A 24,032-nucleotide genomic window follows, 5' to 3' on the forward strand; every position below is an offset into this window, starting at 1 on the left:
CTACCTCCGGATTCCCGCCACCGTTAGTGGATCAAGGAAGAGGGAGGCAGTCTGCCACAGCGGCGCGCTTTATCTCAACCCTTATACGATGGGGCTGCGGAGAGCCACTGGACGACCTCCGGGCCGGGCATCGGGTGCGCGGCGATCCAGCCCTGGATCAGCGTGCATCCGGCCTCGGCGAGGAGCTGCCGCGTGTACTCGTTCTCCACGCCCTCGGCCACGGTGCGGATGCCGAGCGTCCGGGCCATCTCCACAATGGAGCGTACGATCGCGGCGTCGTCCCGGTTGTCGGCCATCCCGCTGACGAACGAACGGTCGATCTTGATTTCGCTGATCGGCAGGCGGCGCAGGTGCTGCAGCGACGAGTACCCGGTGCCGAAGTCGTCGAGCGAGACCGCGACGCCCAGCGCGGCGATCCGGTTGACGGTGGCCTGTACCCTGCTGGGATCCGCGAGCAGCGCGCTCTCGGTGATCTCCACCTGTATCCGATCCGGCGGCACGTCCCGCTCGTCCAGCCGCCGGGCCAGGTGGGTGGCGAGAGCGTCGCTGTACAGGTCACGGACGCTCACGTTGAGCGAGGCGCGGATCGCCAGCCCGTCGCTTCGCCACGCCGCCAGCTGCGCCGTGACGTCGTCGATGACCCTCATGGTGATCTGCTGCATGACCGAGCTGTGCTCGGCGACGCTGAGCAGGTCGCGCGTGGGCACCGGCCCGTGTACCGGATGGCACCAGCGCAGCAGCGCCTCCACGCTGTGCGTCTCGCCCGTCGCGAGCGACACCTGGGGCTGGTAGTGCATGGCGATCTGCTCCGGCCGCCGGGCGGTCAGCGCGTCCCGGAAGTCGGTGAGCAGCTTCAACCGCTCGGGGCTGTTCTGGTCGGCCCGCGCCAGGTACGTCGCGACCGCGTCGCCGCGCTGCTTCGCCTCGTACATCGCCACGTCGGCGTGGCGCAGCAGGGTGGGAAAGTCCTCACCGTCCGAATAGGACGCGATGCCCAGCGAGGCGGTGACGTCGATCTGGAGCCGGTCCAGCCGCACCGGTTCAGCCAGCGCGTGCACGACCGTGTCCGCCACCCGCTCCGCCTCCTCGGGCGTGTCGGTGACGAGCAGGATGGCGAACTCGTCGCCGCCGAGCCGCGCGACGATCGCCTCCGGCGGCTGCACCGCCGAGATCCGCTGGGCCACCGCGATCAGCAGCCGGTCGCCGACGTCGTGGCCGAGCGTGTCGTTGACGTGCTTGAAGCGGTCGAGGTCGAGCATCAGCAGCGACGGCGTCGCCGGGCCTCGCGCGCCGTCCGGCGACACCTGCCGGCTGGCCGCCAGCAGGTCGCGGAAGCCGGCACGCAGGCCGGTACGGTTAGCCAGTCCGGTGAGCGGGTCCAGGCGGGCGGCCCGGTCCCGTTCGGCGGACAGTCGCGCCATCCGCTGGACGGCCAGCAGCGGCACGAAGATCAGCGGCAGGAACCCCACGTTGATGTGCGCGGCGACGGCCAGCACCGGGCTCAGCAGGAGCAGGGAAGCCTTGAACAGCAACTGGTTGCCCAGTGCGTGGGTCAGGCCCCGGGATCGGGCGGGCAGGCCGCGCAGCACCGAGTGGCCGTACTCCAGCACCGCGTACGCGACGAGCCAGGCCGCGACCGCCCCCACGACGGTGAGCGCGTCGGTGACGATGTTGGTCGGCCCGTCGCGCTCGAAAGGGTCCGGTTGTCCCAGCCACAGCACCGCCGCGGCGGCCACGAACGCGAGCGTGTACTGCCCCCACGCCTTGACGCCGTCGACCATCGGGGCGTGCAGCTTCCACCGCACCAGCGCCACCGCGAGCGCCTGCGCCGCGATCGCCGGGCCGAGACCCCAGCAGAGCAGGATCGCGAAGGTGAAGCAGATCGTGGGGCACACGATCATCTGTGGTCGGCCGGGCGCGGGCGACTCGATGAAGGCCAGGCCGCCGGCCAGTACGGCGAGGACGGTCATCAGCCACATCGAGGGATACCTGGTGGCCGTCTCGACCACGTGCCCGGCGGTCAACGCCATCACCACCACGGCCGCGCCGCCGGTAGCCACCGTGTAGAGCCGCAGGAGCCGTTGCCTCGTCCATCGGCTCCTCGCCACGGTCGCCACCGCCACGCCTACCCCCTCAACCGCCCATGCCCCCTGACCGGCCCAAAGAGTAACCCGAACAATACTCACCGCAACGCCATATGAGCTGTTTATGCCTCGATAGCCGGATATCTACTCGCTCACCTCATGACCTTCCGCATGCAGTCGCGCGGGCCGTCCGGGCGTCTGAATAGGTGAACCGGAAACCATGAGGAGATTCCAGACGTGCGTGATGCGGAACGTGACGAGTTCAGGCAGTTCGTCGTCGCCCGGGGCGGCGGGCTGGGATCCGGCGCCGCCCACCACCTCGCCCGCGTCGCCCGAGCCGCGAAACGTGCCGTGGCAGGTGCTCGACCCGAAGACCGGCCGGTACCGCGACGTGAATGTCGGCGCGGTCACCACCCCCACCGCCGACCTGCGGTACGCGATGGTCGCACCCCTGGGCGAGTCCTTGAACCGGATCGGTCGCTACGAGACCACGACCGGGAAGATCCGCTGGTACGACCTGCCGTTCGAGGTCTCCGGCGCGTACATCTCGCCGGACGGGCGGCACGCGGCGGTCCTCCACTACGGCTGGATTGGCCAACCGACGAGCGGCCCGGAGATGGCGGTCGTCGACCTGACCACCGGCCAGGTGAAGCCCTTCGAGCTGGACGCGGCCACCCTGTCCGCCGCGTGGACGACGCTGGATGGCCCCGACGGAACCGTCTTCGACGTGCCCCAGCTGCCACTGTCCATGGTGTCCTGGAAGCCGGACAGCCGGCATTTCACGTTGGGCAACGTGATCCTCGATCTCGATGGCCGCAGGACCGGTGTGCTGCCGGTGCCGGCCGGCACGCTGATGCTGGGCTTGGCTCCCGACGGCGCGGGCGTCCTCGTCAACCCCGGCAAGAAGGCCGGCACCTTCGCCCTCACCGACCGCGCCGGCGGGCTCGCCCGCGAGGTCACCGTCACCTGGCCCTGCCCGTCCGACCCGCCCTGCCCCAACTGGGCGCCGACCTTCATCGGCTGGCGCGGGCCCGACCAGATCCTCATCTGGCACTCCCCCGCGCCGGACAAGTCGGACGCCACCATCGAGGCACTCGACCTGCGCACCGGCACCCGCGAGACGGTCCACCACATCGGCGGCAGCCCGACGATCGATCGGATCATCATCGCGTCCTCCGCCCACCTGTCCGACCGGGCAAGGAAGACAACCGCGTTCTGAGCTGCCGCGACGCCCGCCGCGCGCAAGACCGTCGCTCCCGCGGCCTCCCCCTCCGCGCCTACACAACCCACGCGGGCGAAGCAACAAATCCCTGATATCGCGGCTTCCGGATGCCGCCGAGGCGACAAAAACAGGGTTTCTGACGCCTCAGCCACGGCCGGACGGCGAGGCGCCGACAAGCGCAGAGCGTGACCACACGCGGCGGGTGAGGCCGCGGGAGCAACGGCATGGCGCACGACGAACGTCGCGGTAGCTCACATCACAGGTGCTCGGTCGTGACGCCGTGCCGGTCGGCCAGCCGCTGGGCGATCAACGAGCGGTGGCAGGCCGCGGGGTCGGCCTCGACACAGAGCAACGCCGCGGTCCCGCCGCCCGGCAGCGCCGACACGATCGGCGTGAGGTCGGCGCGGTCGAGGATCTCGGTGGTGTAGCGGCGAATGTACTCGGCCGCCAGCTCGCGGCGCGTGCGCTTGCCGACCCCTCGGCGGTCGTCGTCGGCGTACTGGAGCTGGCGCAGCTCGGTGGTCGGGGCGAGCTCGGCGTGGTGTTCGTAGGCGATCCCGGCACCGGCGAGGGCCGCCTGCAACCGGAGCGAGTTCGCCCAGGCGTACTCGGGTCCGCGCACACCGCGGCGCTGGCGCACGTCGAGCAGCAGGCGGACGTCCGCGTCCCGCAGCCGTCGCAGGAAGGACTCGACGTCGAAGCCGTAGACGCCGATCGTCACGATTGTGCGCACTGCGATCACCCATCCTCTCGCTACTCGTGCCGGACCGGCCGGCACGAGTAGCGCACCGGAGGTCACGTCACGCGACGGCGGTGCCTTCTAGTTCGACCAGTTGGCCGGGGATCGCCAGCCGTGTCACCCCGAGCATCGTGGTGGTCGGGGCCACCCGGGCGGCGCCCAGCCGCGACGCCAGCACACCGTAGTGCGGGAACAGCTGGTCGACGTCGGTGGTGTAGACGTTGAGCCGGACGAGGTTCGCGAGGGACATGCCGGCCTCGGCGAGCACGGCCTCCAGGTTGTCGAGGCTCAGCGCCAACTGCGCCGCCATGTCACCATCGTGCTGGGGCTTGCCGTCGGCGCTCATCGCGGTCTGCCCGGAGCAGTACAGGGTCCGGGTGTGCCCGGAGACGATCTCACCCTGGTTGAAACCCATCTCGACGGACCACGTCACCGGGTTGACCGCCGTTCGTTCCACTGCCACAACCGCTCCATTCGATTCATTGAGAGTAAGGACGTCTTCGACGCCGTCGTGGCGAGCCTGCCAACAAATCACGACATCCTGTGTCGTGTATTCCTGTAAAGTTTTCGGATGCGCGCCGACCGGTTGGTCTCGCTGGTCCTGCTGCTGCGCCAGCGCGGCCGGCTGACCGCTGACGCGCTGGCCCGCGAGCTGGAGGTGTCCACCCGCACCGTGCTGCGCGACATCGAGGCGCTGTCCGCGGCGGGCGTCCCGGTTCACGCCGAGCGCGGTCGGCACGGCGGTTTCGCGTTGTTGCCCGGTTTCCGCACCGAGCTCACGGGGCTGAATCACGACGAGGCCCTCGCGCTGCTGACCGCCGGATCAGGCCGGGGCGATCAGGTGCTCGGCCTCCGCTCGGCGCTCGCCTCGGCCATGCGCAAGGTGCTCGACGCGCTGCCGGAAAGCCATCGGGCCGCCGCGAGCGACGCGGCCCAGCGATTTCTCGTCGAGCCGGAGACCGATCTGCTCTCCCGCCGGCTGGTCACCGAGGAGGTGCCGGTCACGACCATGATCGAGGTCCGGCGCGCGGTGCTCGCCGGACACAAGCTGCGCATCCATTACGCGGCCGCGGGCCAGGCACCGCGGTGGCGCACGGTGGACCCCATCGGTCTGGTCACCGTGCGCGACCGGGGCTACCTGCTGGCCACGAGATCGGGCGCCGACCGCACCTATCGGCTGTCGCGGGTACTGGCCGCCGAGGAACTCCCCGAGCCGGCACAGCGGCCCGACCGCGTCGACCTGGACCGGATCTGGCGGGAACGGCGCGCGCAGTTCCTGTCCGAGGGCCACATCACCGTGCTGGTACGGGTGCACCCGGCGCGACGGGAAGACCTGCTGAGCACCGCGGTGGCCGTACGGGCCGAGGAGCCCGAGGCGGACGGCTGGCTGCGACTGGAGGTGACCTACCAGGATTCCCGCCACGCCGAATGGGCGCTGTGGCAGCTCGCCATGAACGCCGAAGCCCTGGCCCCGCAATCGTTGCGCACCGCTCTACGCGACCGGGCCGCCGCGTTCGCCGACCGCTACGCCGCCCCGTCCTGACCGGCGGCGGCCAGCTTCGACCGGGTGCTGCCGGCCTCCGGGTGGTCGATGTCGTCGAAGATGGCCAGCGCCGCCCCCCAGCTCTGCCTTGCCGCCACCTGGTCGCCCGCCGACGAATGGACGTCGCCGAGCCGGGCGAGGTGGGCCGCCTCGTGACGGCGGTCGCCCATCTCCCGGCTCTGGTCCGCCGCCCGCTGGTAGTAGCCGATCGCCTCCGGATGGCGCCCGAGCTGGTGGTACGCGTGCCCGAGGCTGTCCCAGACGTCGGCCATCGTGGCCCGTTCCCCGAGTTCCTCCAGGATCGGCAGGGCCCGCTCGCAGTACGCGATCGCGGTCTCGTGCTCGCCGACGAGGCTGTGCGTCCACCCGACCCCGTTGTACGCGACCGCCAGCACACCGCGGTTGCCCGACCGCTCGGCGAACTCCAGCGCCTGCCGCGCGTGCCGCAGCGCGTCGTGGTACTCGCCCTGCTGTTCGAAGAACCACATCAGCCCGAGGTGGGTACGCGCGCTGCCGGTGTTGTCGCCGACGGCGGCGTACAGGTCGAGGGCCGCGACGCTGTGCCCGTGAGCCTGTTCGCGGCGGCCGAGCATCATGTGCGCGTACAGCAGCCGGCGGTGGATGTCGGCCGCGCCGGGCTGGTCCCCCAGCCGGTGCGCGGCGCGCAGGGCGGCTTCCTGGACGCTGATCTGGTGATGCCAGTGTCCCCGCCACAGCAAAAACGTCGCCAGCGACCAGCCCAGCTGCTGGATGTGCCGGTCGAAGCGCGGGTCGGTGGTGCCCTGCACGACAGCGAGGAGAACGGCGAGCTCGTCGGTCAGCCACCGCCGGGCACCGGGGTTGTCGGTGAACGTCGTGACCACGACGCCGGGCGACGCCGGATCCGGGCTGATCGGGTCGCGGGTGGCCGGCAGCCACTCGTCGGTCGCGTGGGCGCTAAGCAGGTAGTGGTCGAGCATCCGCCGCTGGGCGGCGAACCGGTCGTCCGCGCTGTCCTCGGCGTGCGCGAGCTCGACGGCGTACGCCCGGATCAGGTCGTGGAAGGCGTACCGGCCGGGCGCGTTCTCGCTCAGCAGGTGCGCCGCGCACAGCTCGTCCAGCAGGCGGCGGGTCTGCGGCACGGGACGGCGGGCGAGGCTGGCGGCGGCGGCCAGGCCGATGTCGGGGCCCGGATGCAGCCCGAGCACCCGCAGCAGCCGGGCCGCCTCCGCGCCCAGCGCGTGGTACGACCAGGAGAAGACCGCCCGCACGTCGGTCGCCGCGTCCGGTCCGGTGAGCGCGTCGAGCCGGTTGCCCGCGTCGGCCAGTTCCGCCGCCAGCGCCGACAGCGGCAGGGTGGGCCTGGTGGCGGCCCGGGCGGCGATGATGGCAAGCGCGAGCGGGAGCCCGGCGCAGGCGGCGACGATGGTGTCGACGGCGTCCGGTTCGGCCGCCAGCCGGTCGGGGCCGAGCCGGCTGGCCAGCAGCAGCCGCGCCTGGCCGGCGTCGAGCCCGTCGAGCCACAACGGCCGGGCGCCCTCCGCGGCGACCAGGCTCGCCAGGTCACTGCGACTGGTGACCAGCACCAGGCTGCCCGGTGCCCCGGGAAGCAGCGGCCGGACCTGCTCGGCGTCGCGCGCGTTGTCCAGCAACAGCAGCATCCGGGCGTCGGCGAGCCGGCTGCGGTACAGCCCGGCCTGAGCCTCCATTGTGGTCGGAAGCTTCGTGGGTGGTACGCCGAGAAGTTCGAGCAGCGTACGCAGGGCGGTACCGGACGGCATCGCCTGGCCGCCCGGGTCGAACCCGCGCAGGTTCAGGTAGAGCTGCCCGTCCGGGAACCGGCCGCGGACGCGGTGCGCCCAGTGCACGGCCAGCGCCGTCTTCCCGATGCCGCCGGTGCCGCCGATCGTCGCGATGACCGTCGCCGACGGTGGATCCCCGGCGCCGCCCAGGACGGCGTCGAGCTGCTCGACGGCGTCGTCCCGGCCGGTGAACCCGGCGATGTCGGCAGGCAGCTGGGTCGGTGCGTCGGATGCCGGTCGGGCCGGCGGGGCGGCCGCGGCCGGCTGCGGCGCGGTCACCGGCGCGGCCACGCCGGGGACCAGGTGCGGGTCCTGGTGCAGGATGCGTTGGTGCAGTTCGCGCAGTGCGGGTCCGGGTTCGCTGCCGATGTCGTCGATCAGCCGCTGGCGCAGGGTGCGGTAGTGGGCGAGGGCGTCGGCCTGGCGGCCGGCCGCGTACAGGGCGACCATGAACTGCCCGGCGAGGCGCTCGTTCAGCGGGTGCTCGTCCAGTGCCGGCGCCAGGTCGGCGAGTACGCTCCGGTGGTCCGCGCCGCGCAGCAGCACGTCGTTGCGGTCGAGGATGGCGGCCCAGCGTTCGCGTTCGAGTCCGGCGGCGACGCCGTGCAGCCAGTCGCTGTCGAGATCGTCGAACGGCGTGCCGCGCCAGAGGGCGAGCGCGTCGCGCCACAGTCCGGCCGCGTGGGCGTCGTCGGCGGCGCGGGCGGCGGCGACCAGTTCCCGGAACCGGTGGAGGTCGACGGCGGTGGGCTCGACGTCGAGCAGGTAGCCGCCACCACGGCGCACAGGCGTCGGGCCTCCGGCCGCTTCGAGCGCGGTACGCAGCCGGGACAGGTACGTGTGCAGGGTCTGCCTGGCTCGTTGGGGCGGCCGCTCGCCCCACACCCGGTCGATCAGTTGTTCCGGTTTGACCGCGGTGGCGGGTTCGACCAGCAGAGTCGCCAGCACCGTGCGCTGGCGGGTCGGTCCCAACTCGACGATTCCGTCGACTCCGTAGGCCACCACCGGACCCAAGACGCAGAACCGCAAGACGCCCCCTTCTCGCCCCCGTCGGGTGCGGTTGGGTTTACACCGTAGGCGATGGCTACCAGGCGCTCCCGGATCGGGGGGCCGTGACGTGCGCATTCAAGCTTCCTTCAACTGCCGCGCAACGGCGGCGACCTAGCTTGAGGCGGACCTGACTCCGCCCGCTGGTCGATGAGGTGGCCTCTTGCGTACCCGTTCCCGCTCCTGGCATGCCGCGACCGCGGCGACGGCGATGCTGCTCGCCGTGCTCGCCACCCATCCGGTGCCGGCGTCGGCGGAGCCCGCCGACGAGCCGGCCCCGACGGTGCCGTGCCCACAGTTCGAGGGTCCGCCGTCCGCGGACGACGAGTTCACGGCGTACCAGTACGCCTCGGCGTGCCAGGTGGACGTCGAGGTGATGGGCCTGCGCGACGTGGACCGGCAGGTGTTCGCCACTCCCACCGGTCTGATGAAGGCGCACGTGGCGGTGGAGCCGTACTGGGTGAAGAACGCCGCGGGTGCCTGGGTGGACATCGACCCGACGTTCGTCGCGCGGGCGGACGGGTCCGCGGCCTCGGCGGCGACGGTGATCGGGATCACCGCGGGCGCCGGAGGTCAGAGCACGTTCGTGACCGCGACCGACCCCGGTCGCGGAACGCTGTCGCTGACCTGGCCGCTGGGCGCCTTGCCGGCTCCGGTACTTCGCGGTGCCGTGGCCACCTATCCCGAGGTGCGGTCCGGGGTCGACCTCGCGGTGCAGGCGGAGGCGGTCGGCTTCTCGTGGGTGCTGGTGCTCAAGACACCCGAGGCGGCCGACGATCCGGTACTCAAGGACATCGTCGTCGGGATACAGGCCGACGGGCTGTCGGTCGTCAAGGACCCCGAGACCGGCCGCATCGATGTCGTCGACGGCACCGGTGAGGTGGTGTTCGAGGCCGGTCAGGGCATCATGTGGGACTCGGGGGCGGCGGGCGCGCCGGCTGCCCGCGCCACCACCAGCGCGGCCACCGCGGCCGCGGACCCCAGCCGGGTCAGAGACGTCGCCGTCGACCTGACCAGGACCGGCATCACGCTCACGCCCGACGCGCGGATGCTCGCCGACGACTCGCTCACCTTCCCGGTCTACATCGACCCGCCGTTCACCTCGACCCGCAAGGCGTGGGCCAACGTGTACGCGGGCGCGCCCAGCAAGGGCTGGACCGGAGACACGAACTGGCCGCGGGCGGGCGGCATGCGGGTCGGCTACAACACCTGGAGCGACTGCGGTGACGGCTGCGGGCTGTGGCGGTCGGTCATCACGCTGAACGTCGGCAAGCTGAAGGGCAAGTACATCGACTCGGCGGCCGTGAAGGTGCTGCAGACCCACACCGGCGGCTGCGGCAGCTACGGGTTGCAGCTGTGGCGGACCAAGCAGGTCTCCAACGGTGTCTCGTGGAACGGCGTGAGCTGGCTGTACGGCGGTCAGCTGCAGACAAAGGACGTGGCGTCGTCCAACGCCGCCGGCGGCTGTTCGGGTACCACCAACGAGTGGGCGTCGTTCGACGGCGCGAACGTCAAGAAGCGGGTGCAGTCGGCGGCTGACGAGCGCAACGACACGATCTCGTTTGGCTTCCGCTCGTCCAGTGAGGGCGACCGCAACGCGTGGCGGCGGCTCCAGACCAAGTCGGTGCGCCTGGAGGTGACGTACTACATCTACCCGCCGAAGCCCGACCAGCTGGCGATCGACGGCGACGACTGCGTCACGAACCCGTCCACCACCCGGTGGGTGACCTCCCGGAAGCCGACGTACTCCCTGCGGGCGAAGTCGTCGGAGTCCGAGTCGGTGTACGTGCGGATGCGGGTCCGCAAACAGGGCGCGACCACCGACCTCGCCTCGTACCGGACGCCGGCGCCCGTCGGGGCGTACTCACCGGTCAACTGGCCGTCGACCGCCGCACTGCCCGACGGGGCGTACACCTACTCGGCCCTGTCGGAGGCGAGGCAGTCCTCGGCGGTGAACTCGGGCTGGACCGACCCGTGCTACTTCAAAGTGGACGCGACCATGCCGCTGCAGCCGACCGTGTCCGCGCCGGAAGGCCCGTACACCGAGGGCCAGAGCGTGACGTTCACGCTCGCGGCGTCGGACCCGGTCGTGGGCGGCGTCTCCTCGGGGCTGCGCAGGTACGAGTACTCGTGGAACACGCCGACCTTCCGGCAGTGGGCGACGCCTTCCACGCCCACGATCACGCGGGTGGCCTCGGCCGGACGGCACGTGCTCTACGTGCGGGCCGTCGACGGTGCCGGCAACCGGTCACAGACGCGCGTGCACACCTTCTTCGTCGGCAACGACATCGTGGCCACGCCGATGGGCATGTGGCGCTTCGAGTCCGAGGCGCTCGACGACTCCGGGCTCGACCACCACCTGACGATGGCCAAGGGCAGCGGGCCGGTGTACGGCCCGGACAGCACCGGCCGGGCGGCGTCGGCGCTGGAACTCGACGGCGCCTCCTGCCTGACCGGCAAGGCACCGGTGCGCACCGACGCGGCGCTCAGCCTGTCGCTGTGGGTGCGGATGGACGCCGAGCCGGAGGCGTACGCGAAGATCCTCACTCAGGGCAACACGGTGCATTCGGCGTACCAGATCCAGTACTCGGCGGCGGCCAATACGTGGTCCTTCTCGCTGTTGAACACGCCCGGCACCGACGCGGACTGGATGAGCGTGAGCGCGGTCAGCCCGGTCGCACTGGGTCAGTGGCTGCACATCGCGGCGGTCTACGACCCGGACGGCGACTGGCAGCGGCTGTACCTCAACGGCAGCCTGGCCGCCTCGCAGCAGGTCCGTTTCGTGCCGTGGAACGGCAGGGACACGTTCAGCGTCGGGTGCCTGCGCGGCAGCGGCGGAGGGACCGGGCACTTCCTGGACGGCGCGATCGACGGGCTCGGCATCTGGCAGGGCGCCCTGTCGCCCGCGCAGATCCAGCGGTCGATGACCGATCTGCCGGAAGGGGCGGAGCTGGCCCGCTGGGAGTTCCACAACGGTGGCGAGGACACCTCGCGCTACGACCACACCATCGCCATACCCGGCAACGTCACCGCCGGATACGACCGGTTCAACCGCCCCCGCGGCGCGGTCGAGCTCGGCGGCCAGAGCTGCCTGGAGCAGCCGGACGCGACCGTACCGGTCGACAGGTCGTGGTCGGTGTCCACCTGGGTCAAGATCCCGGAGGCCAGCGGTATCCACACCCTGGTGTCGACGATGAACGACACCGGCACGGCGGGCTTCGAACTGCAGGCGAAGCCGGCCGCGACCGGCGGCAACCTCCAGTTCTCCGTCCTGACCGTCAACACGAGCGGTGTCCGCAACGGGTGGGGTTTCGGGAGCGTCGCACCCGGCGGCTGGCACCACGTGGCGGCTTCGATCGACACCGCCGCCGGGGCACGCCGGCTCTATGTGGACGGTGAGCTGGTGGTGTCCTATGTGTTGAGTACCTACGCCACGGCGCCCGACGCCGGCAACGTTCTCATCGGATGCACGCAGCGGATGTTCGGCGAAACGCTCCGGCGCACGGACTACCTGAAGGGCTCCCTGCAGGACGTGCGGCTGTGGCGGGGCCCGCTCGACGCCGAAGACCTCGCGGCGATGATGGGGTATCCGCCACCGGAGCTGAACGGCCGCTGGCGGCTCGCCGGCGGCGCCGGCACCGACACGTCGGGCAAGTCCCACAACGTGGTCCTGGAAGGACGGACCCAGTCCACCGACGGCGCCAAGTGTGAGCCGGACAGCGCGATAGAGCTGGCGGGCGCCGGATCCCTGGCGACCGCCGGCCCGGTGGTGGCGACCGACGACTCGTTCACCGTCTCCGCCTGGGTGCGCCTCAGCCGCCTCGACACCGACATGACCGTCGTGTCGGCGATCGGCCAGCAGACCACCGGATTCCTGTTGCGCTACAGCGCGAGCCTGCGCCAGTTCGGGTTCGCCATGATGAACACGGACACCGCCGACGCCTCCTGGCTGACCGCGTACGGCGGCGCGGCGCCCGCCGCCGACACCTGGTACCACCTGGTCGGCGTGTACGACATCGCCGGCGGGAAGCTGCACTTGTACACCAGCGGCCAGGCGATCGCGTCCCGGGACGGCGGCCCGGCGAGCCCCTGGAACGCCACCGGCCCGCTCGTGATCGGCGCCTCGGGAGCAGCCGACGGATCGCGGGCGCGGCGGCTGCAGGGCGCCGTCGACGACGTGCTCGTGTGGCAGGGCGCGCTGCCCGCCGAGGCCATCGCCGACATGTCGGCCGCACCGATCCCCATGTGCGTCGCGTGATGAGGAGCATGACGATGTCTCGCAGGCTTGTCGCCGGACCGGTCGCCGCCGTACTGGCCGCGGCCCTGATCGTGACCGGATCCCCGGCCGCCGCCGAAGACGGGTTCTCCCGCGGCCCGCAGCCGTTCGACTCCACCCCCGTCGAACCGGTGGCCGGCGCCGGTTCGGCGTTCCAGGACGCCGCCGCGAACTGGAACGGCGGCGCGGCCGACGCGGTGGGCGCCTCGGGCAGCGGCGACTGGACCGCCACCGACCTGTCGCACGCGGGTGCGTGGACACACGGCGGATCGTCCGGCGGGTTCACCTACAGCTACGGCATGCGGACTCCCCCGGCGGCCGGGCCGGCTCCCGGGCTGAGCCTGGCGTACTCGTCGGCGTCGCACGACGGGCGCACCTCGGGCACCAACAACCAGGCGTCGTGGATCGGCGACGGCTGGAGCTACTCGCCGAGCTTCATCGAGCGCACGTACGTGTCGTGCGGCGCCGAGTCCGAAGAGGACGGTAACCAGGGCGACGACCCGACCGGTGACTTCTGCTGGGAGGGCGACTCGCCGTCGCTGACCATCTCGCTCAACGGCTCCAGCGGCTCGCTGGTTCGCGACGACGAGAGCGGCAAGTGGCGGGCCGCCGCCGACGCCAACATGCGCATCGAGCGGCTGGGCGCCGCGGCCAGCGCCGGTTCGGCGTCCACCGAGCGGTGGCTGGTGACCACGACGGATGGCACCAAGCACTACTTCGCCTCGGTGGCGTCGAGCCGGCTGACCGTACCGGTGTTCGGCAACCACTCCGGCGAGGCGTGCTACAAGTCCGGTGACTTCAAGGGTTCGCGGTGCGACCAGGCGTACCGGTGGCTGCTGGACTCCAGTGTGGACGTACACGGGAACCTGGTCCGCTACACCTACGGCACCACCACCGGCCGGTACGCCGCCGCGGTCTCGACCGACTCGACCGCCACGTACGTCCGGGAGGCATGGCTGCAGCGGATCGAGTACGGACTGCGCAACGGTTCGACCGCCGGTCCCACCGCCAAGGTCGAGTTCACGACCGCCGACCGTTGCCTGTCGGACTGCCGGGACTCCAGCGACAAGCCGAAGGAGGACAACTGGCCGGACACCCCGTGGGATCTGCACTGCGAGTCCAGCACCGACTGCGAGACGTACTCGCCGGTGTTCTTCGCCACCAAGCGGCTGACCGCCGTGGCCACCTACGTCGCCAGCGGGACCGGCTTCCGCAAGGTGGACTCCTGGGCGCTGACCCACAAGTTCAAGGACTACGGCGACGAGGAACAGATCGTGCTGTGGCTGTCGGCCGTGCGGCACACCGGGCACATCGGCGGCACCGCGACCGAGCCGCCCGTCGAGTTCGGCGGCAGCTTCTACGAGAACCGCGTCGACCTAGGCGAGGCGTGGCCGGCGATCTGGCGGCCCCGGCTGACCTCGATCAAGAACGAGACCGGCGGCGTCACCACGATCAACTACTCGGAGCCGGACTGTGGCCGCGGCGATGTGCCCACCGACCACCACGCGAACGCCCGCCGCTGCTATCCGGTGAAGTACACGCCGGAGGGACTTAATGAGCCGGTGGACGCGTACTTCCACAAGTACGTCGTGCGGTCCGTCGCGGAGGCCGACGCCTCCGGTGGCGGCGCCGTGGTGTGGCGCTTCTACGACTACTCCACGGCGGGCGGCGGCACGGCGGCGCTGTGGGCCTGGAACGACGCCGAGTTCGTCGACGACGAGGACCGGGACTGGAACCAGTGGCGCGGCTACGCCGAGGTCACCACCCGTGTCGGTGACCCGACCGACGCCGGAGCGCAGCAGCGCTCGCGCACCCGCTACTTCCGCGGCCTCGACGGTGACAAGCAGCCCAGCGGCACCCGATCGGTCACCGTCACCGACTCGGAGGGCAACACCGCCGCCGACCACCGGTCGCTGGTCGGCATGGTGTGGGAGACCGCCTCCTACGACGGCACCACCATCATCGGCTCCACGACCACCCGGTACTGGCACTCCCGGACCGCCGTGCGCACCTACGACGGCGGCAAGGTGGAAGCGTTCCTCACCGCCGCGCAGCGCGTCGACTCGCGTACCCACCTCGCCGGCACGTCGTGGCGGCGCACCCGCACCCAGAGCACCTTCGACGGGTACGGGCGGGCGCTGACCGCCGAGGACAGCGGCGACCTGGCGGTGACCGGCGACGAGAAGTGCGAGCGCACCACCTACGCCGACAACACGTCCACCTGGCTGCTCGGCTCGGTCGCGACGGTCGAGGCGGTGTCGGTGACCTGCTCGGCGACGCCGAACCGCCCGGCGCAACTGCTCGGTTCGGTGCGCGCGTACTACGACGGGAACACCTCGCACACCGCCGCTCCGGCGCGGGGCCTGATGACCAGGGCCGAAGCGGTGGACTCCTGGAACAACGGTGCCGTGTACGTGCCGATCGGCTCGTCGACGTTCGACGCGCTCGGCCGGGCCGTGACCGCGACCGACGCGCTGGGCGCGACCACCACGACGGCGTACACCCCGGCCGGGGCCGGACCGGTGACGCAGACGGTGGTGACCAACGCCGCCGGGCACGTCACGACCACCACGCTGGAGCCCGCGTGGGGCTCGACCACGAAGACCGTCGCGCCCAACACGGGTACGACCACGCTCACCTACGACCCCCTGGGCCGGACGACGGCGGTGTGGACCCCGGGCCGGGATCCGGCGACGGTCGGCGCGACGAAGCTGTTCAGCTACAAGGTGTCGCAGACCGAGCCCTCGGCGGTCACCACGAAGACGCTGCTGCCCAACGAGGCGTACCTGACCTCGGTCACGCTCTACGACTCGCTGCTGCGCGAACGCCAGACGCAGGCGCAGACCTACGGCGGGCGGCTGATCTCGCAGACCGTCTACGACTCGTACGGCCGCAAGAAGATCACGTCGGGGCCGGTGTTCAACAACCAGTCGGGGCCGACCACCGGCCTGGTCTGGATCTCGGCGACCAACGACGTGGCCCGCACCGAGCACGCGTACGACCAGGCCGGCCGGGTCAGCGCCGAGATCTTCCTGGTCAAGGGCGCCGAGCAGTGGCGCACCAGCTACCGCTACGGCGGCCACGCCTCGCGGTGGATGACCACGACGATCCCGCCGGAGGGCGGCATCTCGACGTCGACGCTGACCGACGCGCAGGGCCGCGCGGTCGAGTTGCGCCAGTACCACGACCGCGCCGCCACCGGCGGTTTCGACGCGACCACGTACGCGTACACGACGAACGGGAAGCTGAAGCAGGTCACCGATCCGGCCAAGAACACCTGGCGGTTCGAGTACGACCTGCGCGGCCGGCAGACCGTCGTGGACGACCCGGACACCGGGATCACCACCCGGGCGTACAACGTGGCCGGGCAGCTCGTCTCCACTATGGACGGCAACCGTGCCCAGCTGTCGTACGCGTACGACAAGATCGGCCGGCAGACCACGGTGCGGCAGGGCGCCCCAGACACCGGCAAGCCGCTGATCGAGCGGACCTATGACGGGACGCCCCGGGGCATCGGCCTGCCGCACTCGTCGACGCACTGGATCAACGGACAGGCGTGGAAGAGCGAGATCCGCAGGTACACCCTCGACGGCAAGCCCCAGCAGGTCTACACCCACCTGCCGGCCGCGGCCGGAGACCTGGCCGGCGCGTACTGGCAGTCCTACACCTACCACCCCGACGGGTCGCTGCTGACCTCGACGGCGAGCGCCGCCGGGGGCCTCGCCGAGGAGAGCATGAACTACTACTACGACGCGATGGGCCAGCCGACGCGGGTGACCTCCAACGGCGACGACTTCGGCGAGGGCCACGTCTACGTGGACGCGGCCGTGTACTCCCCGTACGGGCAGCTGTTGCAGCGGCGCCTCGGCGACCCCGACGACATCGGCGGGATCAGCGGGCAGGCGTGGCAGACCTGGATCTACGAGGAGGGCACGGGCCGGCTGCGCGAGTTCTACTTCGACAAGGACGCCGCCGACTCCGAAAGCGCCACGAACAACGGCGTCGCCGCCCTGTCCTACCGGTACGACGACGCCGGCAAGGTGCTCTCGATCACCGACAACCCGGTGCACAACTCCCCGGAACTGGATCCGGAGACCCAGTGCTTCCAGTACGACCACCTGAGCCGGCTGACCAACGCGTGGGCGCAGGCCGGCACGGGCGCGTGCGCGTCGACCCCGAGCGCGCCGGCGGTCGGCGGGCCGGGCGCGTACTGGTCGACCTACGAGTACGACCTGACCGGCAACCGGCTCGCCGAGACGAAGTGGAACCCGGCCGGGTCCGTCAAGAACCAGTACGCCTACCCCCAGCCCGGCCAGGACAACCCGCACGGGCTCGCCTCGGTCTCACCCTCGACCGGTGGCGGCGCGTCGACGGCGTTCACCTACGACGCCGCCGGCTACACCACGAAGATCCAGCGAGGCGCCGACGTCGACACGCTGAGCTGGACCGCCGCCGGGCGGGTCGCGACGATCGCGGGCGGCGACGGCACCACGAGGTTCTTCGACGGCGCCGACGGCAACCGGCTGCTGCGCGTCGACCCGAACGGCGACATGACGGCGTGGGTGGCCGGCTACGAGCTGACCTACACCGCGGCCACCGGCACCACCGCGGCCACCCGCTACTACGAGCACGGCGGCAGCGTCGTCGGCATGCGCACCGGCCGCGGCGACATCCAGTGGCTGGCCAGCGATCACCACGGCACCGGCCAGTGGATCGTCAACGGCGACACGCTCAACGCGGCGGTGCGCCGGTACGACCCGTTCGGCAACCCGAGGTCGACCAGCCCGTCGGGCTGGCCCGACCAGCGCGGCTTCATCGGCGGCATCGACAACGCCGGCGTCGGGCTCACCACGGTCGGCGCCCGCGAGTACGACCCGACCGTGGGCCGGTTCGTCTCCGCCGACCCGATCGCCAACTACCTCAACCCGCAACAGCTCAACGGGTACGCCTACGCGTCCAACAGCCCGATCGTCAAGTCGGACCCGACCGGCCTGTACGAGATGCCCTGCAACACGGACTTCGGCTGCAAGGACGTGGCCGGTCCCGGCCCCAGCATCCCCAGCGGACCCGACTCCACCTACAACCCCGGCCCGGACGGCTGCAGCGGCAGCGCGTGCTCGGACAGCATGGCTCTGGCCTGCCAGAGCAGCACGGCCGACATCACGGGCTCCATCAACGGCTCGTACTCGTGCGCGCGGGACGACACCGAGATCCCGTACAACTCGCTGGAGGTTCCGGACTGCCAGTTCGGCGGAGACGAATGCGCTCGCTACGCCAACGCCGAGGACGCGGTGTGGCTCTGGACCGGCCTGTCGTGCTTGTCCCACTTCGCGGGCAAGACCAACGGCCTGGCGTGCGATCTCTACAACCACTACATCGAAGCGACCGGCGAAGACTGGCTGCTCACCATGGACTCGCTGATGGGAGCGCCCGAGTTCAGCGGCAGCGTCAACGACACGCTCAACGAGATCGACCAGATCGCCCAGGACATGTGTGCCGCCCCGCCGTGCTCGTACTCGTTCGACTCCGGCTGGATCGCGATGGAGTTCCAGGAGGATCAGAGCGAGGGGTTGTATTACGGCCTGCGCGGAATGACCTATCAACTGGAGGGCTCGGTCACGGTGACAGGCGATTCGACGACCTTCACCTACACCACGACCGCGTACAAGTCCTGGAACTTCGACCCTGACGAGGAACTGCAGGGGGTGTCCTTCGGGCCCATCGCCGACGCGGCGGGATACGGGATGGCACAGGAGTTCGCGGTGGTCAGCCGCAGCACTTGGGATACCGTGCGCTTCTCATCCTCTTCTTAGATCCCGGCCCGGCATCGCCAGGAGGCGAGATGGACGACCGCGACGCCATCGTCACCACGGTGAGCGACTACTGGGAAGGCTGGTTCGACGGTGACGGCGACCGGATGGCGCGAGCCGTACATCCGGGCCTCGCCAAGACCGGCGTCGTGATCGACGCGCCGGGCCCGCGGATCACCGGGACGATGACGGCCGAAGACATGATCAGGTGGACCCGCGCCGGGGAAGGGGTGGCGGAGAAACCAGCGGACGCCGGATTCGAGCTCACCATCAACGACATCTACCACGAGATCGCGACCGCCACCGTGCGCAGCGGGATCTACCGCGAGTACCTGCACCTGGCGAAGACGCCAGACGGATGGCGGATCGTCAGCGCGCTCTACACCCACGTACGCGAGGACCCCGCGCCCACCGGCACGTAGCTCGGGAACGCGTTTGGGCTGCCGCGACGCTCGTCGCGGCAGCCCAAATCCGGTTGGTGTGGCCGGGTTAGCTGACGAAGCGGGTGCGGCGCCGCTTGGCCAGCAGGTAGCCCCCGATACCGGCGGCGAGCAGCAGGCCGCCGAGGCCGGCGATCAGGCCGGCGGACGCACCGGTGACCGGCAGGTCGCCGCCGCCACCGCCGCCCGCGTCGGCCGGGTTGATCACGATCTTCGCGGTGTCGTTCGCGCCGTTCGGGTCGCCGCCGAGCCGGACCGCCACGGCACCCGAGGCGCCCGCGACGACCTTGTCGATCCGCAGGCCGAACTCGTATCCGTACTCCACGCCCTTCGGGGTCTGGCCCGCGACGCATCCGTACTCCCTGGCGCCCGGCTCACCCCACTTGTCGCCCCACTGGTCCCACTCCTCGTCGGAGGTGTAGGGCTGGCAATCGCCGGAGACGTCGACGGCCGTGGTGCGCTGCGGGATCGTGACGCGGAACACCGGTCCGGGCTGGTACTCGAGCACCGCCGGGCCAAGGTTCGTGTAGGACGGCGAGACCTGGACGACGTCGCCCTTCTTACCGCTGGCCGTCGCGCCCTTCACGCTGAGGTCGGCGTGCTGGTTGCCGGTCACCTTCACCGCGATCTGGGTGAAGGTGTTCGTGCGGTCCGGATCGGTCTGCGGTGCCGCTGGCTTGGCGCTGGGGTCCACTACGAGGCGCAGCTTCGCCCCGGTGCCCGGCGTGCCGTCGTCCGGGAAGGATCGGTTGACCAGGTCCCAGTCGTCCTTGGTCCACCAGTCGCTAAACGCCTGCAGGACGGCACCGGTCCGGACGTCCTTGTCGAGCTTGAAGGGCAGCGCGGCGGAGAGGCGGTAGCTCTTGCCCGGCTCCAGCTCCTCGTCGAAGGTGCAGATCGCACCCACGTAGTCGATCGTCTCGCAGTTCGAGAAGTTGCCCGCGTACTGGACGAGGTGGTCGGCCCGCGCCACCAGCACGGCACCGCGGCTGGTGGTCTTGCCGCCATTGTGGACGGTCGGCTTCGTGTCGACGGTGCTGCCCGGCGCTCCACTCACGGCGGCCTCGGCGGCCGTCTGGAGGTCGACACTCTCGGCGAGGGTGACGGCCGAGGTCGTCCGGACCTTGTGGTCCGGAGCGACAAGCATGTCCTGGACGATGACCTTGAACGGGTCGGCCGCGGCGGCGGGCGTGGCCGAAAGCTTCCCGCCGTCCCGGACGGGTGCCCCTGCGCGGAATCAGGCCGAACGGTGGAGTCGCCTACTCCGCCGACCAGGCTTCGGTGGTTGTGGTGATTTCCTGGCCGGTGTCGGCCGCTTGCTCGATAGCCAGAGCCAGCAGGTGATCCTGCGCGCCGTCGGCCAGCGGATACGGCGGCGGGCCCGCCCCGCGTACCCAGGCCGCCATCGCGTCCAGCAGGGTCGCGGTGGCGATCTCGTCGTCGTTGAAACGGCACCCCGGGTACGGGTTGCGGTACAACACCTGCGCGCCGAGGGCGATCGTCTCGGTGTCGAAGCCATTGAGGTCCAGGTCGTGGCCGCTCTGCCGGCGCACCATCGGGGTGCGGGTGATGGTCTGCGGCGCGGGCATGTGCACGATCTCGTCGTCGCTCAGCTCACCGTGCGTGCCACGGACCAGCAACCGGCGAAACCGCAGCAGGTTGCGAGTCTGCCCGGTCGTGAAATCGTAGACACCGGACCCACCACCGTCGAAGTGCAGCGTGGCGATCGTCGTCGTCGCCTGCTTCGGCCGCGGATCGTCGGTCCAGCCGGCCCGGTCGAGGGGGTCGAGCAGCGGCGCCACGGTCCGCACCGCCCGTACGCGGGCAGGAGCGTGACCGGCGCCGAGCAGGCCACGGATCAGCGAGACCGCGTGGTACTGCTGGGTCGAGGAGACCTGCACCTGTGTCGGGGCACCGATGACGCCGGAGCGAACCGCGGCGAGCCGGGCGGCGTGCCCGGGCATCAGCAGGTACTGCTCGGCGACCTGTACCAACCCCGACCCTCCGACCGCCGCCCACAGCGCCCGCAGGCCGGGCAGGTCCGCGGCGGGCGGCGTCTCGGCCAGTACCGGCAGCCCGAGCGCGACCGCGTCGGCGATGATCCCCGGATTGGCGGTCCACGGGACGGCGGTGACCAGGAAGTCCGGCCGTGCCTCGCGCACGCACTCCGTCAGGTCGCCGTAGGCGGGCACCGGCAGCGTACGGTTTCCCGGCGCCCGCACCACCGCGCCGACGCAGCGCACCTGCGGCAGTGCCCGCGCCACGCGGTGGAACGCGGCGGCTCGAAAGCCGAACCCGGCAAGCGCGAAGGTGGTCACCCGATCACCGTAGTGCGCGTCGACAGCCACCCGGGTCCTGGCACGCACACGGTCAGCGCCACCGTCGCCGCGACCGACCGCCACCTCGCCGGCGCCGCGACGCCGGTCGGGGTGACGGTGACCCAGTCCGCCGGCACCGTCACAGGCACGGTGCGCACCGCGGAGGGCTGCGCCACGTTCACCGCCAAGCGCAAGGGCCAGACCACGTCAGGCACCTTGATGTGGGAGGACAGGAGCCGCAAGCTCACCATTCAGGTGCGTTCACCTTCCTGGCGTACGTGGAAGACAACAGCCCCCGCGGCACCGGCGACGTCTTCCTGCTCTGGGTCGACGAGCAGCCGCGTACGGCCACCGGCTCACTGACGTCCGGCGATATCTCGGTGAAGTAGGTCCTTGGTGAAGTAGGTAGGTACCGCAAGGGGGTCCCCGGCCGTTGACCGGCCGGGGACCCCTACGGATTCGCGATGGTCACACCTGGCAGGGGTGACCGCCCGGGTGGCCAGGTTTGGCCTCGACGTTGGCCTTCGCCTCGCCGATGGTCACATCCGTCACCAGGGTGTCGAGGATGACGGCGTGCTGCGTGACCGTGGTGGCGGTGGTCGTGGTGCTGTTCAGCCGCAACGAACCGATAACCAGCGGGATGGTCAGCGGCGCGCTTCCGACGGTGACCGGCAGTCCGTTGATCTTCAGGCTCGCGATGCTGGACGAGCCGGTGAAGGACGGCACCAAGGTACCGCCCGGTCCGGCCACACAGGTGGCCTTCGCGCTGGACGTGATCACGCCCAACTCGATCGTGACGAGCGGCACGATCAGACCGGACGTGATCTTGGTGGTGAGCACCTTCGCCGTCGCCGTCGCGTTGTCGCCCGGCGCGGGAGGCGCCACCGCCAGGTTGTCCGGCGTCTGGTCGGTGACCGCGTCGAGCCCGGTCGCCGCCACGTTGATGACGCCGGAGTTCAGCGCCACCTGGGCCAGCGTCTCGTGGTCGTCGGCACAGGGCACGTCCGGCGGGTTGGCCACGGTCGAGGTCAGGCCGGCGATACGCAGCACGGTCGCGATACAGGAGAAGACGCCATTGCGGTCAGCGGCCTCGATACGCAGGTCGGACAGGATCGGGCTGGCGCCGGACGGGCTGGCCAGCAGCGTCGCCCGTACCTCGATGAAGCGCCCGACGAGGCCGAACTGGACGCCGTTTCCGACCGGTACGAAGGGCTGCGCCGCCAGGTCCGCTTCCGCGTTCGCGGTGCGGGCCTCCACGGTGATGCTGGTGCCCGCCGGCACGTCGCCCTGCGGCTCGGTGTTCCAGGTGACCTTGCCCCACGTCTGGCCGGCGACGCCTCCGTCCTGTACCACGGACCACGTACCAACCGGTGCGGTGACCTCACCGAGCACCGAGCCCGTCATGTCGCTGTAGTTGTACGGGAAGGAGTTGGCGCCGAGATTGACCGTCAGGTCGACCGCGCCGACGGGGAATCCGCCGCCACCCGGTGGGCCGGCGTCCGGGTCGATCCGCATGGCGTTGCTGCTGTCGCGGTTGGCGACCCAGATCTTGCCGTTGCTGTCGACCGCCACGCCGGTCGGGCCGCTGCCGCCGGGTAGCGAGACGTTGCCGACGAACGTGCCGTCGGTACGCAGGTGGCCGACCGTCGTCTGTGGGCCGAGGATGGAGTGCGCCACCCACACGTTGCCGCTGGCGTCGACGGCGACGCCCTGGGCGAACGTGTTGCCGTGCGGGAACGTGCCCAGCACCGTGCCGTCGGGTGCCATCTTCACCACCGCGCCGGCGTCGACTCTGGTGTGCCAGATCTCGCCGGTCACCGGGTCCATGCCCAGGCCGTAGTCGCCGTGGCTGTTGTTCAGGCAGGCACCGCTGCCGGGCGCCGGGTCTGGCTCGAAGCGCAGCAGGTTGGCGCCGAACCGCGCCGACCACAGCGTTCCCGCCTTGTCGATCAGACCGCCGTAGCCCCCGCAACCGAAGTTGATCTGGGTATCGTCGACCGGATCCCCGGTCACCCCGTTGAGCTTCTCGTGGTCGTTGTCGGAACCGCCGGTCCACAGGTTGTTCTCCGCGTCCACGGCCACCGTCCGGGTGTTCGTGCCGTTGACGCGGGTGTAGTTGATGACGCATTCGTCCGCCGCGGTCTCCACGCCGCCGTCGTTGTCCACGCCACCCGCGTTTGTCCACGGTCGCACATCACCCATCCCGCGCGAGGTGGCGATCAGCCCGTCGTCGTCCCGGTCGTCGCAGGTGTTGTACGCGAACGGCGGCTTCAGGTAGTCGCCGGCCGCGTTCGGCGTACCGTCCACGTTGGAGCGCGTGCCGCCTACCACGACACCGACCCGGGTCACCGAGCCGTCGCCGCCGGCCGCTTCGGCGCGATTGGACAGCCAGGTGTTGCCCAGCCGGTCCACTGTGGTCCGGGACGGGTCGCGCCCCCGCCCGCTGGGCGCCGAGAACCACTCACCGAGCACGGTGCCGGAGTTGACGTCGATGCGGACCATCGTCCCGGCCGCTGACTTCGCGATGTTCACGTACGGAAAGAACGTCTGCGTACGGTCGAGCTGCAGTTGGTCATTGTTCGGCGCGTCGTGGTTGACGTCCTGCAGCGTTCCCTCGTCGAAATCGGCATTAGTCGTGTAAAGCACGTTCGTGCCGGTGACCGCGGCGGCGGCCGGGCTCCCAGGTAACGCCACCAGGGCGGGAATCACCATGGTGAGTGCGCCGAGTGCGGCGCCGATGGACAGGTGCATGCCACTCTCCCAACGGAGGAA

Annotated in this window: 13 protein-coding genes; 5 read left to right on the forward strand and 8 right to left on the reverse strand. The window is 70.8% G+C overall.

The window, feature by feature from the left end; all coding sequences use genetic code 11:
* Positions 1-74: 74 nt before the first annotated feature.
* Positions 75-2,108 carry a putative bifunctional diguanylate cyclase/phosphodiesterase gene (locus tag QMG73_RS37615; protein WP_281903753.1) on the reverse strand — a complete coding sequence of 678 codons (2,034 nt, stop codon included), beginning with the start codon at positions 2,106-2,108 and terminating at the stop codon, positions 75-77.
* Between the two features lie 196 nt (positions 2,109-2,304).
* Here QMG73_RS37615 and QMG73_RS37620 point away from each other — a divergent pair, with 196 nt between their 5' ends.
* Positions 2,305-3,303 (forward strand): hypothetical protein, encoded by a 999-nt coding sequence (locus QMG73_RS37620; RefSeq protein WP_281903754.1) that lies wholly within the window; start codon positions 2,305-2,307, stop codon positions 3,301-3,303.
* Between the two features lie 259 nt (positions 3,304-3,562).
* On the opposite strand, the gene QMG73_RS37625 is transcribed toward QMG73_RS37620, so the two are convergent.
* Together QMG73_RS37625 and QMG73_RS37630 are read right to left on the reverse strand one after the other, a co-directional pair.
* Entirely contained in the window at positions 3,563-4,039 is a 477-nt protein-coding gene (locus QMG73_RS37625) for a DUF488 domain-containing protein (protein WP_281903755.1), read from the reverse strand.
* Between the two features lie 67 nt (positions 4,040-4,106).
* A complete protein-coding gene (locus QMG73_RS37630) occupies positions 4,107-4,508 on the reverse strand; it encodes a RidA family protein (RefSeq protein WP_281903756.1) in 402 nt (133 codons plus the stop codon).
* 108 nt (positions 4,509-4,616) lie between these two features.
* Here QMG73_RS37630 and QMG73_RS37635 point away from each other — a divergent pair, with 108 nt between their 5' ends.
* Positions 4,617-5,588: a helix-turn-helix transcriptional regulator gene (locus QMG73_RS37635; protein ID WP_281903757.1), complete on the forward strand. Its 972-nt coding sequence runs from the start codon at positions 4,617-4,619 to the stop codon at positions 5,586-5,588.
* Here QMG73_RS37635 and QMG73_RS37640 read toward each other — a convergent pair.
* Complete coding sequence (locus QMG73_RS37640; protein ID WP_281903758.1) at positions 5,570-8,371, reverse strand: AfsR/SARP family transcriptional regulator; 2,802 nt, start codon at positions 8,369-8,371, stop codon at positions 5,570-5,572. The genes QMG73_RS37635 and QMG73_RS37640 overlap by 19 nt on opposite strands.
* 208 nt (positions 8,372-8,579) lie before the next feature.
* Here QMG73_RS37640 and QMG73_RS37645 point away from each other — a divergent pair, with 208 nt between their 5' ends.
* Genes QMG73_RS37645 through QMG73_RS37655 form a run of 3 tightly spaced genes read left to right on the forward strand, consistent with a single transcriptional unit; the run spans position 8,580 to position 18,924 of the window.
* Positions 8,580-12,674: a LamG domain-containing protein gene (locus tag QMG73_RS37645; RefSeq protein WP_281903759.1), complete on the forward strand. Its 4,095-nt coding sequence runs from the start codon at positions 8,580-8,582 to the stop codon at positions 12,672-12,674.
* Between the two features lie 14 nt (positions 12,675-12,688).
* A complete protein-coding gene (locus QMG73_RS37650) occupies positions 12,689-18,505 on the forward strand; it encodes an RHS repeat-associated core domain-containing protein (protein WP_281903760.1) in 5,817 nt (1,938 codons plus the stop codon).
* Between the two features lie 29 nt (positions 18,506-18,534).
* On the forward strand, positions 18,535-18,924 hold the full coding sequence (locus QMG73_RS37655) for a nuclear transport factor 2 family protein (RefSeq protein WP_281903761.1): 390 nt from the start codon (positions 18,535-18,537) through the stop codon (positions 18,922-18,924).
* Between the two features lie 67 nt (positions 18,925-18,991).
* On the opposite strand, the gene QMG73_RS37660 is transcribed toward QMG73_RS37655, so the two are convergent.
* From QMG73_RS37660 to QMG73_RS37675, 4 genes are all read right to left on the reverse strand, one after another.
* Positions 18,992-20,089 carry an LPXTG cell wall anchor domain-containing protein gene (locus QMG73_RS37660; protein WP_281903762.1) on the reverse strand — a complete coding sequence of 366 codons (1,098 nt, stop codon included), beginning with the start codon at positions 20,087-20,089 and terminating at the stop codon, positions 18,992-18,994.
* 112 nt (positions 20,090-20,201) lie between these two features.
* Positions 20,202-21,260: a Gfo/Idh/MocA family protein gene (locus tag QMG73_RS37665; RefSeq protein ID WP_281903763.1), complete on the reverse strand. Its 1,059-nt coding sequence runs from the start codon at positions 21,258-21,260 to the stop codon at positions 20,202-20,204.
* Positions 21,257-21,466, reverse strand: coding sequence for a hypothetical protein (locus tag QMG73_RS37670; protein ID WP_281903764.1), 210 nt, complete (start codon positions 21,464-21,466; stop codon positions 21,257-21,259). Before QMG73_RS37670 ends, QMG73_RS37665 begins: the two co-directional genes overlap by 4 nt.
* 262 nt (positions 21,467-21,728) lie before the next feature.
* On the reverse strand, positions 21,729-24,011 hold the full coding sequence (locus tag QMG73_RS37675; protein WP_281903765.1) for an NHL repeat-containing protein: 2,283 nt from the start codon (positions 24,009-24,011) through the stop codon (positions 21,729-21,731).
* Between the last annotated feature and the right edge of the window lie 21 nt (positions 24,012-24,032).

Origin of the sequence: Phytohabitans aurantiacus, assembly GCF_027923225.1 — a bacterium.
GTDB lineage: Bacteria > Actinomycetota > Actinomycetes > Mycobacteriales > Micromonosporaceae > Phytohabitans > Phytohabitans aurantiacus.